Source organism: Arthrobacter sp. ov118 (assembly GCF_900116495.1).
Lineage (GTDB): Bacteria > Actinomycetota > Actinomycetes > Actinomycetales > Micrococcaceae > Arthrobacter.
Genome location: NZ_FPAY01000001.1, coordinates 124,943 through 141,010, shown reverse-complemented (window position 1 = coordinate 141,010; position 16,068 = coordinate 124,943). Strand labels below are relative to the sequence as shown.

The window sequence follows — 16,068 nt, the reverse complement described above, 5'->3', positions numbered from 1 at the left end:
CCGCCGGGGCCGGGGAGGCGGTGGCCGGGCACATGCCCGACGGCGGTCCCGCACCGGACACGCGCTCGCTGGAGGAACGCATCCTCGGCGGCCTTGACGCCGAGCAGCGCGAGGTCGCCAGCACCCTGCAGGGACCGATGTGTGTGCTGGCCGGCGCCGGAACGGGCAAGACACGTGCCATTACGCACCGGATCGCCTATGGCGTGCACTCGGGCGTGTACAGCCCGCAACGGCTCCTGGCCGTCACGTTCACGGCCCGCGCCGCTGCGGAGATGCGCAGCAGGCTCCGGGACCTGGGGGTCGGCAACGTCCAGGCGCGCACTTTCCACGCCGCGGCCCTGCGCCAGTTGCAGTTTTTCTGGCCGCAGGCGGTCGGCGGCACGCTGCCCAATCTGCTGGACCACAAAGCCCAGATGATCGCCGAGGCCGCGCGGCGGCTCCGGCTCAGCACGGACCGCGCGTCCATCCGCGACCTCGCCTCTGAAATCGAGTGGGCCAAGGTCTCCATGCTGACCCCGGCGAACTATCTGGAAAACGCCCAGGGCCGGGGCACTCCCGGTGGCTTTGACCTGACCGCCGTCGCACGGGTCTTCCAGTCCTACGAGGACGTCAAGACCGACCGCAACGTCATCGACTTCGAGGACGTGCTGCTGATCACCGTGGGCATCCTGCAGGAGGATCCGAAGGTGGCGGCGACCGTCCGGGAGCAGTACCGGCACTTCGTCGTCGACGAGTACCAGGACGTTTCGCCCCTGCAGCAGCGGCTCCTGGAGCTGTGGCTTGGCGGCCGCGAGGACCTCTGCGTCGTGGGCGATGCCAGCCAGACCATCTACTCCTTTACCGGCGCCTCGCCGAAGCACCTGCTTGGATTCAAGGCCGTGTACCCCGAGGCCCACGTGGTCAAGCTAATCCGGGACTACCGTTCCACCCCGCAGGTGGTCCGGCTCGCCAACGACCTCCTCGCGGGCCGGCGCAGCGGCGGTCCCGCGGCGGACGCCGCCTGGGCCACGCCGCTGCAGCTCATCGCGCAGCGGCCGGCCGGTCCGGCTCCCCAGTTCACCGAGTGCTCCGACGACGAGGCCGAGGCCGCCACGGTCGCCGCCCGGATCCGCGAGCTGCTCGACGCCGGCACGCCGGCCAGCCAGGTCGCCGTGCTCTTCCGCACCAACGGTCAGTCTGAAGCCTACGAGCAGGCCCTGGCCTCGGCCGGGATCGGTTACCAGCTGCGCGGCGGGGAGCGGTTCTTTGCGCGGAAGGAAGTCCGGGACGCGATCCTGCAGCTCCGGGCCGCCACCCGGGCCGTGGCCGAAACCGCCACGCCTGAGCCCCTCGGGCAGCTGGTCCGCGACATCGTTGCCTCGCTCGGCTACACCGACGCGGCACCGCACAATGGTGGCGCGCTTCGGGAACGCTGGGAATCGCTGGCTGCCCTGGTTGCCCTTGCCGACGAACTCGTAGTCAGCAGGGGACCGCAATTCACGCTCGGGGACTTCGTCAACGAACTTCAGGAACGGTCCCTGGCGCAGCACGCACCGACCGTCCAGGGCGTCACCCTCGCGTCGCTGCACGCCGCCAAGGGACTGGAATGGGACGCAGTGTTCCTTGTGGGCCTCAGCGAGGGACTCATGCCGATCTCGTTCGCGGACACCCCTTCAGCGGTGGATGAGGAACGCCGGCTCCTTTACGTCGGCATCACCCGCGCCCGGGAATATCTCTCCCTGTCCTGGTCGACCGCACGGACACCGGGCGGTCGGGCCAACCGCAAACCCTCACGCTTCCTGGACGGTCTGCGCCCCGACTCCGTGGCCAGCTCACACCTCAGGGGCAAGGGAGCGCCGCCACGCCGCAAGGCTGCTGTCCCGGCGTCGTGCCGGGTCTGCGGCAGCATGCTCTCCAGCGGCGCGGAACGCAAGGTGGGGCGCTGCAACCAGTGCCCGCCCAGCTACGAGGAACAGACGTTCAACGCGCTGAGGCAATGGCGGAAAAACACCGCGCTGGAGGCCGACGTCCCGGCGTTTGTGGTGTTTACCGACGCCACATTGACCGCCATCGCCGAGGCCCGCCCGGATTCGCTGGAGCAGTTGGCCAAACTCGCCGGAGTGGGCCCCTCCAAGCTGGAAAAGTACGGCGAGGCCGTCCTGACGGTCTTAGCCGAGAATTCGGGGCACTGATGGCCGCCCGAAACAACAACAGCGACAACAACAGCGACAGCACCAGCGCCGGGAATTCCGGAGGCCGCCGGCCGGGCGGGGCCCCCGGTGCCGTGCCGGCGGTAACGCCGCTGACCACGGCCGACGGCGCCCCTGTCGTGGTGCGCCGGTCCGCCCGCCGACGCCGGACAGTCGCCGCGTTCTGGGAAGACGGCACCGCCGTGGTCGCCATTCCCGCCTCCTTCAGCAGGGCCCAGGAACGGGAATGGGTGCACCGCATGCTGGAAAAACTCCGGCTCCAGGGGGCCCGCGGCCCGCGCGGCTCCGGCCGGCGGCGGCCCCGCAGTGACGCCGATCTGGCAGCCCACGCCGCCGTATTGTCAGCGAAGTACCTCGGCGGCCGGGCGGTGCCGTCGTCGGTCCGCTGGGTCACCAACCAGAACTCACGCTGGGGTTCGGCCACACCGTCCGAAGGAACCATCAGGCTCTCGACGAAGCTTCAGCCCATGCCGCAGTGGGTGATCGACTATGTGCTGCTCCACGAGCTCGCCCACCTCTTGGTGGCCGGTCACGACGCCGCCTTCTGGCGGCTGCTGGCTGCTTATCCGGAGACAGAGCGCGCCAAGGCTTTTTTGGAGGGGGTCTCGTTCGCGACCTCCCGAGGCCTAGGGCCCGGCGGCGGATACGACGAAGCCCCGGACGGAACCGAAATCCCGGCCGGGGCCAACTAGCGTTCTAACCAGCCCGGCGTCGCGCGGCAGCTGGCGTTCAAGGCCTACGCCTTGGGGCCGCCGTCGTTCGTCCCGCCCTCCTCGCGGTCGTCGTCGTTGGCCGCAGGCGGTTCCTGACCGGACCCGCCGGACTCCGCAGTGCCTTCGGTGTCCGCCGCACCGGTGTCAGCGGGCTCGTCGAAGCCTCCGCTCAGCAGCTTCTGCAGGGCGTCATCAACCTCGCTGTCGCTGGCCTCGGCCAGCTTCCGGCGTTCGCTGAAGCCCTGAGGATCGTCCAGATCCTCGGCGGTGGGCAGCAGATCGGGATGCTTCCAGACGGCATCGCGGCCCTCGACCCCGCGCTCGACCTTCAGCGACGCCCAAAGTGTGGCGGCCTCGCGGAGCCGGCGCGGCCGCAGTTCGAGTCCCACTAGGGACGAGAACGCGTGCTCCGCCGGGCCTCCGGTCGCCCGGCGACGCCGGACCGTCTCACGCAGTGCGGCGGCGGAGGGCAGCAGCTTCTCCGTCGCACCCCAGGTGAGTTCGTCCACCCAGCCTTCCACCAAAGCGAGGGCCGTCTCGAGTTTTTCGAGCGCCTGCTCCTGGGCGGGTGTGCGCTGCGGCATGAAGACGCCCTGGGAGAGCGCCTCCTGGATGCCTTCGGGGTTACTGGGATCGATCTCCCGCGCCAGTTCCTCGATCTTGGAAGTGTCGATGTGGATACCGCGCGCGTAGTCCTCGATCGCGCTGAGCAGATGGCCCCGCAGCCAGGGGACCTGGACGAACAGGCGGGCGTGGGCCGCCTCGCGCACGGCGAGGAACAGGCGGATGTCATTCTCGGGCAGGCTGAGGCCCTCACCGAATTTCGCCACGTTGGCCGGCAAAAGCGCCATTTCGAGGTCTGCCAGGGGCACACCGATGTCCGTCGAGCTGACTACTTCGGCGGACAGGGCACCGATCGCCTGGCCCAGCTGCATGCCGAAGATCGCCCCGCCCATGTTCTGGATCATCGAGGAGGCGCCGCCCATCATGGCCTTCATCTCCTCGGGCATCTGCTCGGTCATCGCGGCGGAGAGGGCATTGGCGATGCTGTTGGCCACGGGCTCGGTCAGCCGTTTCCAGGTTCCGAGGGTCTCCTCGACCCATTCGGCCCGGGACCACGCCCGGCCAATCAGTCCCGTGGCCGGAAGCCCGGTGACCTGGTCGAGCCAGAGCTCGGCCAGCCGCAGGGCCTCGTCGACCTCCCGGGACTGGTGGGACGTGACCGAGGGGTCGGATCCGCTGGCGGCCACGCGCCGGGCGTTCTCATGCGCCAGCTGCCAATTGACGGGCCCCTCGGAGGGAGCGTTCATCATCGCCTGCACCTGCGAGAACATCTGCGCCAGAAGGTTTGGATCGTCCGGGAGGCCTGCGGCCTTGGCGAGTTCAGCGGGGTCGATGTTGCCCATGCCCTGACCGCCCATCAGATTCTTGAGCATTTCTGCCAGGGGATCCTTGGGTTCCTCGTCGCCATTGGACGGGTTGAGTGGGTTGGAAGTCATGGTCCCGCCGATCGTCGGTGTGGCTGTTATTCAACTTCACGGTACCCCTCGGCAAGAGGGGCTGTCTGCCGAAACTGCGCCACGTTCGCTGTAGGCAAAGAGCGGTCCGGGCCGCCAAGCGCGTAGTCTTGGAAGTTGGAATATGGAGAGGTCGTTCAATGACAATCACCCAAGGTGAGCAGCCCGCCAGCGACCCGGCGGCCGGCCCGGTCCGGGGGAGAAGAGCCCGTCTGGCGGGCGCCGGCGGCCCCCGGAAGCTGGCGAACCGGTCATCGGCGATGCTCGTCTCCGGCCTGCTGGCTCTGACCTTGGGGATCACTGCTGTGAGCCTGCCGGTGCCCTACGTGGTCGAAGCTCCCGGACCCATCTTCAATACCATCGGGCAGGACAGCGGCAAACCGGTCATCAGCGTTACAGGCCACGAAACCTTCCCCGCCAAGGGCAACCTGGACCTCACCACGGTCTATGTCGACGGCGGCCCCAACGGCCCGGTCAGCGTCTTCGAGGCATTCTCGGCCTGGCTTAACGGGAGCAAGGCCGTCTACCCGCAGGAACTGCTGTTCCCCGCCGGCGTGACGAAGGAGCAGTCCCAGCAGGAAAGCGCCACCGCGATGACCACTTCCCAGGAAAACGCCGTAGCCGCGGCGCTGAAGGAAATGAATATCCCGTTCGAGCAGAAAATGGAGGTCGCCGGCCTCCCGGACGACTCCGCCTCCAAGGGGGTGCTGCAGACGGGCGACGTTCTGGTCTCCATCAATGACAAGCCCATCACGGCCCTCGGCGTCGTCCAGGCGGAACTGGCCGCCGGCAACGGCAAACCGGTCAGTGTGTCCGTGAAACGGGCAGGCAGTCCGGTGACCGCCACCATCACCCCGGCCAAGAGCAGCACGGGCCGCTACATTCTTGGCGTCCTGCTGCAGTACAAGTTCACCTTCCCATTCGACGTCAAGATCTCCCTCGACCAGGTCGGCGGCCCCAGCGCTGGAATGATGTTCGCCCTGGGCATCCTGGACACCCTCACGCCCGGTGACCTGACTGGCGGCAAACACGTCGCGGGGACCGGAACCATCGCCCCGGACGGCGCCGTGGGACCGATCGGCGGAATCGCCCAGAAAATGCAGGGGGCGAGGTCTGGCGGGGCCACCTTGTTCCTGGCGCCGGCGGCGAACTGTGACGACGTCGTCGGTCATGTTCCGGACGGACTGCGGGTCGTCCGGGTGGAAAACCTCACCGAGGCGCGCAAAGCGGTTGAACTCGCCGCGTCAGGCGGCGACATATCTGGCCTTCCTGTCTGCACGAGCAACTAGACTGACCGCGGAACTAAGCACTCGCCTCGCTCGTGGCACTAATGAGCGATTAATAACTAGAAACCAGCAGTAGACGACCAGCTATGAGGTACCGAGTTTGTCCCGTCCCGCCAGCACTGTCCCGCCAGGAAGACCCAAGACACGACGCGGTGCCCTGACGCCGACGTTGATCATCGTGGCCCTGATCGTGGTCGGATTCATCTTCTTCGCCAACGTCTGGACGGATGTCCTCTGGTACCAGCAGCTGGGCTTCTTCGAAGTGTTCCTGACGGAGAACCTGGCCAGGATGCTGACGTTCCTGACCGGCTTCGCCGTCATGTTTTTCGCCGTCTTCTACGCCATCCGGATTGCCTACCATGCGCGGCCGGTCTACGCCCCCGATTCGGACATCCGGGACAACCTGAACCGTTACCAGGCCCAGCTTGAACCCGTCCGACGCGTCGTCATGATCGGGATTCCCATCCTCTTCGGCCTTTTCGCCGGAAGCGCCGCTGCCAGCCAGTGGCAGAAAGTCCTGCTGTTCTTCAACCAGGAACCCTTCGGCCAGAACGATCCGCAGTTCGGCCTCGATATCAGCTTTTACCTGATGACCCTTCCCTTCCTCGGCTTTATCACGGGGTTCCTCATCAGCGTCACCATAGTCGCCGGGCTCGCGGGAATCCTCACCCACTACCTCTACGGCAGCATCCGGATCATGGAACGCGGGATTTTCACCAGCCGCGCCGCGCAGATCCACCTGGCCGTCACGGGCGCTGCCTTCCTGCTGCTGCTTGGCATCAACTTCTGGCTGGACCGCTATTCCACGGTGCAGAGCAACGGCGGACGCTGGGCCGGTGCACTGTACACGGACGTCAACGCAGTCATCCCGACCAAGGCAATCCTGGCCGTGGCCGCGGCCATCGTCGCCGTGCTGTTCATCGTCGCTGCCGTGATCGGCAAGTGGCGGCTTCCGGTGATCGGCACCGCCATGCTGGTCATCACGGCCATACTCGCTGGCGGGGTCTACCCCTGGGTCATCCAGCAGTTCCAGGTCCGGCCCTCGGAACAGACGCTGGAAAACGAGTACATCAAGCGGAACATCGCCATGACCCGGGCCGCCTACGGGCTCGATAAGGTCCAGGAAAAACGGTACAACGCCACCACCAACGCGACCACCGGCGCCCTGGCCCCGGATGCGCAGACCACCGCCAACATCCGGCTGCTGGACCCGAACCTGATCTCCGATGCGTTCTCGCAGCTTGAGCAGTACCGGCCCTACTACCAGTTCCCCAAAGCCCTGAACGTGGACCGTTACCAGATTGACGGCAAAATCCAGGACACGGTCATCGCGGTCCGTGAACTGAACCCGGACGGACTCGCCACGAACCAGCAGTCCTGGCTGAACCGGCACGTGGTCTACACCCACGGATACGGCGTCGTCGCGGCCAAGGGCAACAAGTTCACGGTGGACGGCAAACCGGACTTCCTGCAGGCCGGTATCCCGTCCACGGGGGCCCTGGGCAACGATACGACCTACCAGCCCCGCGTCTACTTCGGCGAGAACTCCCCTGACTACTCGATCGTCGGTGCCCCGGACGGCGCCCCGCACCGTGAGCAGGACCGGCCCGCGGCCAAGGAAGGCGACGGCGAAACGCAGTACACCTTCACCGGCAACGGCGGCCCGAACGTCGGCAGCTTCTTCAACAAGATCCTCTACGCGATCAAGTTCCAGTCCTCGGACCTGCTGCTTTCCGACGGCGTGAACGCCGACTCGCAGATCCTCTATGAGCGCAACCCGCGCGAACGCGTCGAGAAGGTCGCGCCGTACCTGACCGTGGACGGCAATGCCTACCCCGCCATCGTCGACGGCCGGGTGAAGTGGATCGTGGACGGTTACACCACGAGTCCCTACTTCCCGTACTCCCAGCAGGAGCAGCTCTCTGCCGCGACAGCGGACTCGCAGACCGCCGCGAACCGGACGGTGGCGCTGCCGAACAACTCGGTGAACTACATCCGGAACTCGGTGAAGGCCACAGTGGATGCCTATGACGGGTCCGTAACGCTCTACGCCTGGGATGACCAGGACCCCGTGCTGAAGGCTTGGCAAAAGGTTTTCCCCACGTCCCTGAAGCCGTATACCGAGATGTCCGGCGCGCTCATGAGTCACGTGCGCTACCCGGAGGACCTGTTCAAGGTCCAGCGCGAGCTTCTCGGCCGGTACCACGTCACTAATCCCGACAGCTTCTACACAAACATTGACGCCTGGTCTGTTCCGAATGACCCCACAGTCCAGGACGAGGTCAAGCAGCCGCCGTATTACATGTCTTTGAAGATGCCGGACCAGGACAAGCCGGCGTTCCAGCTGACCTCGTCGTTCATCCCGCAGGTGGTCAACGGAAATGCCCGCAACGTCCTCTACGGCTACCTGGCTGCAGACTCCGACGCCGGCAACAAGAAGGGTGTCAAGGCTGAGAGTTACGGCCAGCTCAGGCTCCTGCAGATCCCGCCGGAAACCCAGGTCCCCGGGCCCGGCCAGGCACAGAACAAGTTCAACTCCGACCCCACCGTCTCGCAGGCCCTCAACCTTCTCCGCCAAGGCGCGTCGGCAGTGCTCAACGGCAACCTCCTGACGCTTCCGGTCGGTGGCGGCATGGCGTACGTCCAGCCTGTCTACCTGCGGTCCACGGGTGAAACGTCCTATCCGACGCTGCAGCGGGTCCTGGTGGCCTTTGGCGACAAGATCGGATTCGCGCCCACCCTGGATGAGGCGCTGAACCAGTTGTTCGGTGGAAATTCGGGGGCCGCGGCAGGGGACAAGTCGAACAAGGGACAAACGCCCGCCGCACCCACCACCCCGGGGGGTACACCGGCAGCGCCTGGCCCCACCGACGCGAAGGCTGAGCTGAAGGCCGCCCTCGATGAGGCCAACGCCGCGATCAAGGCCGGCCAGGACGCCCTCGCCAAGGGCGACTTTGCAACGTACGGCGACCAGCAAAAGAAGCTCGCAGCGGCCCTGCAGAAGGCCCTTGAGGCGGAAGCGAAGCTGGGGGCTCCGGCCGCCCCGGCACCGTCGGGTACTGCCGCTCCGACGCCTTCGCCCACTCCGTCAGCGACAGCCGGCAGCTGATGCAGCCGTAGGACCAGGCGCAGGATCGGGCGCAGTTCCCTTCTGGTAGCCACAGGCCGGGTTTGCCCTCCATGGAGCGGCAAGCCCGGCCTGTTCGCTTCCCGGGCGGGCGGCGGAGGGCTCCGGCGGGGAGACGCACATCACGCCACCTCGATTTGGCCTCATGTTCCCCGCCGGGTAGAGTTGTTAGTGCGACGCGGGGTGGAGCAGTTCGGTAGCTCGCTGGGCTCATAACCCAGAGGTCACAGGTTCAAATCCTGTCCCCGCAACTGGAGAAGAAAGTCCGGAACACTGGAAACAGCGTTCCGGACTTTCTGCGTTAAGCGCCCGGCCGCATCCCGACAAGTGCCAGGCCGCATCCCGGTAAGCGCCGGAGTCGGCCCGGAAGCGGTGGTGGTCATGGCGGCCCCGAAAGTAGGGTATTGTTGATCGAGCGACGCGGGGTGGAGCAGTTCGGTAGCTCGCTGGGCTCATAACCCAGAGGTCACAGGTTCAAATCCTGTCCCCGCAACCAGAAAACACCAGCAGTACCAGAAAGGCCCGGATCTGTTGATCCGGGCCTTTCCTGTTCTCAGCCGTCCTTAAGCCGCTGGTAGGTCACCAGCGCACGCGCCCGGGACTCGGCCAGGTCCACAATGGGTGCAGGGTAGCCTGGGGCGCCGCCGTCGGCCTTCCAGGGCTCGTGGACGGACTTGTCATCCAGTGCGGCCAGTTCTTGAACGTACGCGCGCAGGTAACGTCCGGCGGCGTCGAACTTCTTGCTCTGCGTAACCGGGTTGAAGATCCGAAAATACGGTGAGGCGTCGGCCCCGGAACCGGCCACCCACTGCCAGTTGGCCGGGTTGCTTGCGGCATCAGCATCGACCAGCGTGTCCCAAAACCACGCCTCGCCCACCCGCCAGTCCGCCAGCAGGTTCTTCACCAGAAATGACGCCGCCGCCATCCGCACCCGGTTGTGCATCCAGCCGGTCTGCCAGAGCTGGCGCATGCCCGCGTCGACCAGCGGGAAGCCCGTGCGGCCCTGCTGCCAGGCTGCCAGCTCGGTTGCCAACGGGGTTTGCCACTGAAAGCGGTCGAACTCCGGCCGGTAGTTCTGCGTCGCCAGGTCCGGGTTCTCGTACAGCAGCTGCCAGCAAAACTCGCGCCAGCCGAGTTCGGAACGGAAGATCCCGACGTCGGGCGGCGCCCCCGGTCCGTAGTGTTCCCGGAGCGTGTGCCAGATCCGGAACGGGCTGATCTCGCCAAACCGCAGATGGGGCGACAGCCGGCTGGTGCCTTCGACGCCGGGGATATCGCGTCCGCTGCCGTATTGGGCTGCCGGCCCGTCCACGAAGTCCGCCAGTCGGTTATGGGCGCCGGCTTCGCCCGGCGTCCAGGTGCCTGCCAGCCCGGCACTCCAGTCGGGATTGCGGGGGAGCAGACCCCAGCTTTCGAGCGGTTCGCTCGCGGGCGGGGCTCCCGCCGAGGTGTGCGCCGGGGCCGGCAGGCGGTCCGGGGCGGCCACTGGTAAGCGCGGCTCGGCGCCCGCAAGGCAGGCCCTCCAGAACGGCGTGTAGACCTTGTAGGGCCCGCCGCCGCCCGTCCGCACCGTCCACGGCTCGAACATGAGGTTGGCCTGGTAGCTCGTGGTGCTGATGCCCGCGGCAGTGGCCCATTTCTTCAGCCCGGCATCGACGGTGCGCTCGGGGCCGCCGTAACGGCGGTTCCACAGCAGGGTGTCGGCAGACGTCTCCGTGGCGAGGTCCTTGATGATGCGCGCCGCCGGGCCGCGGCGGAGCACCAGCCGCGAGCCCGCGGCCTCCAGGGCGGCCCCGAGCCGGGCCAGGGAGTGGTGCAGCCACCACTTCACGGCACCGCCCAGCGGCCGGACGCCCGGCGATTCCTCGTCGAGGACATAGACAACGGTCAGGGAAGTGCCCAAAGCGGCGGCCTCGGCCAGCGCAGGATTGTCATCCAGCCGGAGGTCGTCGCGGAGCCAGACAAGGGTCGCAGACATGGATCCACGGTACACGCGCGGTTCGGAGGCACGGCACAACAAAGGCCGGCACAAGAAAGGCACGGCACAACAAAGGCCGGGCTTCTGCGGTGCGCCTGGAATCTCAGGCGGACCGCGGAAACCCGGCCATGATGGGGAACCGGGGCCCGAATCGGGGTTCGGACCCCGGTCTCCGGAACCGCGGGCCGTTTAGAGCTTGTCGAAGTCGGCTTCCTCAACCGTGGAGTTGGACGCGGCGGCCCGGTCGCCGGTACCGATGGCCGCGGGGGAGCCGCCGGACTTCAGCGCCGCCAGCCGGGCTTCGATCTCGGTCTGCTCGCCCAGATCCTCCAGCGACTCGAACTGGGCGTCCAGGCTCGAGGCAGCGAGCTCCTGCTGGCCCCGGACCTTGGCTTCCTCCCGGCGGATCTTCTCTTCGAAACGGCCCACCTCGGAGGTGGGGTCCATGATGTTGATGCTCTTGAGGGCGTCGTGCACCTGGCTCTGCGCCGCGGCGGTCTTAGACCGGGCCACCAGCTCATTGCGCTTGCTGGTCAGTTCGTTGAGCTTGCCCTTCATCTGGTCAAGGCCCTGCTTGAGCTTGTCCACCACTTCGGTCTGGGATGCGATGCTCGGCTCGGCGGCCCTTGCCTCATTCTCAGAGGCGATCTGGCGCTGCAGCGCAACCTTGGCCAGGTTATCGAACTTCACCGCATCACCGGAGTCGCCCTTGGCCCGGTATTCGTCGGCCTTGCGGGACGCGGCGAGGGCCTTGTTGCCCCAGTCCTGGGCGTTGCGGATGTCCTCGTTGTAGTCGTCCTGGAGCATTCGCAGGTTGCCGATGGTCTGGGCGACGGCGGACTCAGCCTCGGCAATGTTGTTCGAGTAGTCACGGACCATCTGGTCCAGCATTTTCTGAGGATCCTCCGCCTGGTCCAGCAACGAGTTGATGTTGGCCTTCGCCAGCTGCGCCATGCGGCCGAAAATGGACTGCTTAACCATGGTGTTACCTTTCGTCCTGCTCAGTTGTCTCACTGATTCCAGTGAACAGATGTATCGCTTCTCCCTGCAACCGGCGCGTTTGAGCCGGCGCGTGGTCTGGAATGTTTCCGTGCGGCGCGCGCAGGCTAGAAACTGCCCGAGTCGCCGCCGCCGAAGTCACCGCCCCCGCCGAAGTCGCCGCCGCCCCATCCTCCGCCGGAGTCGCCGCCGCCCCATCCTCCGCCGGAGTCGTCGCCGCCCCAGCCGCCACCGCCGCCCCAGCCTCCGCCGCCTCCGCCGTGGAGGATCGAGTTGATAAGGATACCGCCGAGGATGGCGCCGCCGAGCCCTCCGCCGCCGCTGCCGCCGAACATCCCGCCACGGCCGTAACCCTGGTTGGCGTAGCCGTCGAAGTGGTCAACATCGGACTGGGCCAGCTGTGCGGCCTGTGCGGCCAGCGAGTACGCCTGCTGCGCGTACTGCACGGCCGTGACCGGGTCGGTGCGGGAGATGGAGAGAGCGTAGTCCAGGTTCCGCTGGGCTTCCGCCAAGCGCGTGCGGGCCTCAGTACCCACGCCGCCGCGGCGGGCGGTGATGTAGTCCGACGTCGCACTGATCTGCGCCTGGGCCGACATGATGGTCTGCTGCAGCGAAGCCTGGGCGCGGCGCGCCTGTTCCTGTTGGTCGCGGATTCCAGCCAGCGACTGGTCGAGCGTCTGGTGCGCCGTCGCGATCCGTTCCAGGGTGGCGATGGGATCGATCTTGCCGCCCTGGATCTCGGCCCTGACCTGCGCCAGCGCCGCTTCCCCGGCGGCCACCGGGCCGGAAAGTTCAGGATGGGCGCCGGACTGGAGCATCGCCTTCGCCTGGGCCAGGTCCTGTGCTGTGTCGACGACGGCGGCTTCCAGGCCGTTGCGCGCTTCGTCGAGGCTGCCGGCCACCTTGGTGATCGCGCCGATCAGCACGTTCGTCTGGTGCAGGCTTTCCTCAGCGGCACGCACGGCCACCGCGGCCAGGCTGTTCTCGCCCGTGGCAAGCTTTTCCTTCGCCGCAGCGGAGGCGTTCTGCACGAAGTCGAGGCGTTCCTTCGCCTGCTTGATGTTGTCCGCCACCGGGACCAGCGCGCTCTCGGCGTACTTGGCGCGCAGCTCAGTGAGCGAACGTTCCGCGCTGGCAATCTTGGCCTGGGCGTCCGCGGCTCCGGTGCCGACGGCGGCCAGGGCCTGCGGCGCGTTCTTCTCCAGCTCCCGGAGAGAATCGAAGTCCGCTTTCTGCTCCTGCAGCGATGCCAGGGCGGCTTCGGAGCGGCGGATAATTTCTCCGAGCCAGCTCCGTTGCTGCTCCTCGGTGTCGGGAATGTGGTCGTCGAGCTGCTGCTGCAGCTTGAACGACTCCGTCATGTGGCCCTTGGCCTCCTGCAGCGCCTTGGTGAAGTTGCCGACCGCCGAGTCGCCGTACTGGGCCTGGGCGAATCCCAGTTCCTGCTCGCTGGACTTGATAGCGTCGTCGGCCTCGATCAACAACGAATCGCTCTTCCGGCGCAGCTCCGCCACGCTGAGTCCCGCCAGGGGGTCCGGCTGCCCGGCTTCAGACCCGTGTGTGGCCCCAGCGCCTTGGGCGGCCTTCTTCCGGCGGTTGCGGAGGTACAGGTAGGCTCCGGCCCCGCCTGCGGCCACGACGCCGACCCCCACGAGGACGGCGCTGCCCGCTCCGGCGCCGGACGGCACGGTCCCGCTGCCGCCGCCGGCCGCGTCACCCACGGCGGCGGCGGTGTCAATGGCCGCCTGCGCGAAGTCGCGCTTTCCGCCGGCAAGGTTTGGAACGATTGCGTTCTGCGCGATGTTGCTCGTCTTGGAATAGATGGCGCTGGCCGAGCTGGGGGAGAAGTAGTAGTGGCCGTCATCGGACATGGTGAGGATGACGTCGGCCTTGCCCATGCCCTTGTTCGTGGCGACCGCCTGGGCCCACGCCTTGGGGTCTGTGGGGTTCTCAAACCTTTTGGCCGTGATGACGTAGAGGTTGTACTTGTGGTCCTTCAGGAGCGTCTGGATGGCGTCCTGGACTTCGCCCTTGCGGCCGCCAAGCAGGTTTCCGCTGTCCACGATGTTCTGCCCCGACGGGATGGTGACCGGATCTTCGGCCATAGCCGGAGCGGCGGGAAGCGCCAGCAATCCGGCCACGCCAAGGACGGCGAGGAAACGATTCAACTTAGACCGCATGTGCAACCCTTCAGCACTTCTGCGACCGGTTCGGTCGAACCAGTCGTTCCAGAATGCAGCAGCGCCCCCACGCAGATGTAAAGCCGCAGGTCGCTGTGGCAATTCCATTTGATTCTATGTTGCACCCAATTGGCAGTCCATCTACGGGAATATGCCACCAGCGAAACGCGCTTAAGAAGGGAAAACACCTGCCCGCAGCGTGCCGTCCGTTTGTTCAGGAACCTCCCAGCAAACGTCCGCTCTAGTATCAGTCAGGGCGTCCATAGTTAATAGGCAGAAGAGGATGAAAGGAAGTCCCATGACTGAGAACCCAGTGCCGGGTGCATCACCGAAGCCGACACCACCGAATCAGGATCCGGCAGGAGCGCAAGGCGGCGCCCAGGCGGAGCCTCACGTCTCAGCGCAACCGCATGATTCGGCGCAGCCGGAGGCGGCCCCCGGTACTCCTGCGCCCGGCAACCCCACCCTGCGGCTGGACCGCGCCGAGGACGGCGCGCCGCGTCCTGTCTATCCGCAGCATCAGCCCTCCCAGCCCGGCCAGTCCCAGTACGGGCAGTTCCAGTACGGGCAGGCCCCCTACGGGGCGCACTCCGGTGGCCAGCCGCCGACAGGTCCGTCCTACGCTTCCAGCTCTTCCTTTGCCAACAACCCTGCGAACGCACCCAAGCGCAAGGCGGCCTTCGGCGTCCCGACCCTCGTGGCCAGCATGGTGGCGGCGGGCCTAATCGGCGGCGGCGTGGTCGCCGGAAGCAATGCCCTGCTGGTGGACCGCCCCTCCGCAGCCTCGACGAGCAGCACCACCCAGGCCGGACCCGTGATCGTCAACAACAGAGAAGAGGTTAACGCCATCTCCGCGGCCGCCCTCAAGGCGTCCCCGAGCGTTGTTACCATCAAGGCCACCAGCGGCAGCGACGGCGGCACGGGCAGCGGCATCATCCTCGATGCCGACGGACACGTCCTCACCAATACCCACGTGGTGACGCTCGACGGCAAGACCGCGAACGCCACCATGGAGGTCCGGACGAGCGACGGCAAGGTGTACTCCGCGAAGATCGTCGGCACCGACCCGCTTTCCGACCTCGCCGTGATCAAGATCGACAATCCCTCCGGACTGGTCCCCGCAACCCTGGGTGACTCGAGCAAGCTGAACGTCGGCGACACCGCCGTCGCCATCGGCTCGCCGCTCGGACTCACCGGCACGGTCACTGACGGCATCGTCTCCACCCTGAACCGCACCATCAGCGTGGCGTCCTCGGCCGCGCCGAAGAACGGTGAGGACAACTCGCAGGGCGGTGACCAGGGCTTCCAGTTCGCGCCCCCCGGCGGCGGCCAGGCCCAGAGCACGGCGGACCAGGGATCCATCTCCATCAACGTCATCCAGACCGACGCGGCCATCAACCCGGGCAACTCCGGCGGCGCGCTGGTCAACACGAAGGGCGAAATCATCGGCGTCAACGTCGCCATCGCCTCCGCCGGAGGAGACTCGGCCACCGGCAGCAGCAGCGGCAACATCGGTGTGGGCTTCAGCATCCCGATCAACCACGCCAAGCGTGTGGCCCAGGAGATCATCGCCAGCGGCAAGGCCACGCACGCGCAGTTCGGCGTCAGCGTCAAGCCCAAGGCCGCAGGCTCCTCGACCTCCGGATTCTCGGTGGGCGCCGAGGTCGCAACTGTCGAGTCCGGTTCCGCCGCTGACAAGGCCGGCATCAAGGTCGGCGACGTCGTCACGAAGTTCCAGGATCTGACCATCAGTGATCCCAACCAGTTGACCGCCGCGGTGCGGGAACGGGCCGCCGGGTCCACGGTCAAGGTCACGGTCCTTCGCGGCGGCCAGCAGAAGGAAGTCGATGTAACCCTCGGCACTGCTGCCGAACAGTAGAAGCAGTGCAGTAGCAAGGCCGGGCAGCACCAACCGGTGCGGCCCGGCCTTTGCCGTGCCCGGGACAGGGCCCTGACACAGGCGTTAACCCAGGCCGCGTCCCGTGGCGGCTATATGGTTAGCTAGGAACAGCCCGGCTACGGGCGTTCCGTGGCCATGACCCCGCCAGGGGCGGCTATCCACCCGCATGGAAGGCTGCT

The 16,068-nt window shown here is 66.8% G+C and carries 9 protein-coding genes and 2 tRNA genes; 7 read left to right on the top strand and 4 right to left on the bottom strand.

Annotated features, from left to right (window positions below; translation table 11 throughout):
• The first annotated feature begins 32 nt into the window (after positions 1 to 32).
• Positions 33 to 2,171: an ATP-dependent DNA helicase UvrD2 gene (locus BM372_RS00600; protein ID WP_090952807.1), complete on the top strand. Its 2,139-nt coding sequence runs from the start codon at positions 33 to 35 to the stop codon at positions 2,169 to 2,171.
• A complete protein-coding gene (locus tag BM372_RS00595; RefSeq protein WP_256213969.1) occupies positions 2,171 to 2,881 on the top strand; it encodes a M48 metallopeptidase family protein in 711 nt (236 codons plus the stop codon). Before BM372_RS00600 ends, BM372_RS00595 begins: the two co-directional genes overlap by 1 nt.
• Positions 2,882 to 2,925: 44 nt before the next feature.
• Here BM372_RS00595 and BM372_RS00590 read toward each other — a convergent pair whose 3' ends face one another.
• Positions 2,926 to 4,401 carry a zinc-dependent metalloprotease gene (locus BM372_RS00590; RefSeq protein WP_090950487.1) on the bottom strand — a complete coding sequence of 492 codons (1,476 nt, stop codon included), beginning with the start codon at positions 4,399 to 4,401 and terminating at the stop codon, positions 2,926 to 2,928.
• A gap of 158 nt (positions 4,402 to 4,559) precedes the next feature.
• Here BM372_RS00590 and BM372_RS00585 point away from each other — a divergent pair, with 158 nt between their 5' ends.
• The 4 genes from BM372_RS00585 to BM372_RS00570 all read left to right on the top strand — a co-directional run bounded on the left by BM372_RS00585 (position 4,560) and on the right by BM372_RS00570 (position 9,328).
• Positions 4,560 to 5,708 (top strand): YlbL family protein, encoded by a 1,149-nt coding sequence (locus BM372_RS00585; protein ID WP_090950484.1) that lies wholly within the window; start codon positions 4,560 to 4,562, stop codon positions 5,706 to 5,708.
• A 97-nt stretch (positions 5,709 to 5,805) separates the two neighbouring features.
• A complete protein-coding gene (locus BM372_RS00580) occupies positions 5,806 to 8,814 on the top strand; it encodes a UPF0182 family membrane protein (protein WP_090950482.1) in 3,009 nt (1,002 codons plus the stop codon).
• A 195-nt stretch (positions 8,815 to 9,009) separates the two neighbouring features.
• Positions 9,010 to 9,083 (top strand) — tRNA-Met (locus BM372_RS00575).
• A gap of 168 nt (positions 9,084 to 9,251) precedes the next feature.
• Positions 9,252 to 9,328, top strand: a tRNA-Met gene (locus BM372_RS00570).
• A gap of 57 nt (positions 9,329 to 9,385) precedes the next feature.
• Here BM372_RS00570 and BM372_RS00565 read toward each other — a convergent pair.
• The 3 genes from BM372_RS00565 to BM372_RS00555 all read right to left on the bottom strand — a co-directional run bounded on the left by BM372_RS00565 (position 9,386) and on the right by BM372_RS00555 (position 13,989).
• Positions 9,386 to 10,810, bottom strand: a complete 1,425-nt coding sequence (locus BM372_RS00565; RefSeq protein WP_090950479.1) for a cryptochrome/photolyase family protein — start codon at positions 10,808 to 10,810, stop codon at positions 9,386 to 9,388.
• A gap of 189 nt (positions 10,811 to 10,999) precedes the next feature.
• On the bottom strand, positions 11,000 to 11,791 hold the full coding sequence (locus BM372_RS00560) for a PspA/IM30 family protein (protein ID WP_090950477.1): 792 nt from the start codon (positions 11,789 to 11,791) through the stop codon (positions 11,000 to 11,002).
• Between the two features lie 125 nt (positions 11,792 to 11,916).
• Positions 11,917 to 13,989, bottom strand: a complete 2,073-nt coding sequence (locus BM372_RS00555) for a TPM domain-containing protein (RefSeq protein ID WP_090950474.1) — start codon at positions 13,987 to 13,989, stop codon at positions 11,917 to 11,919.
• A gap of 298 nt (positions 13,990 to 14,287) precedes the next feature.
• On the opposite strand from BM372_RS00555, the gene BM372_RS00550 reads away from it, so the two are divergent.
• A complete protein-coding gene (locus tag BM372_RS00550; RefSeq protein WP_090950471.1) occupies positions 14,288 to 15,868 on the top strand; it encodes a S1C family serine protease in 1,581 nt (526 codons plus the stop codon).
• Positions 15,869 to 16,068 lie beyond the last annotated feature (200 nt).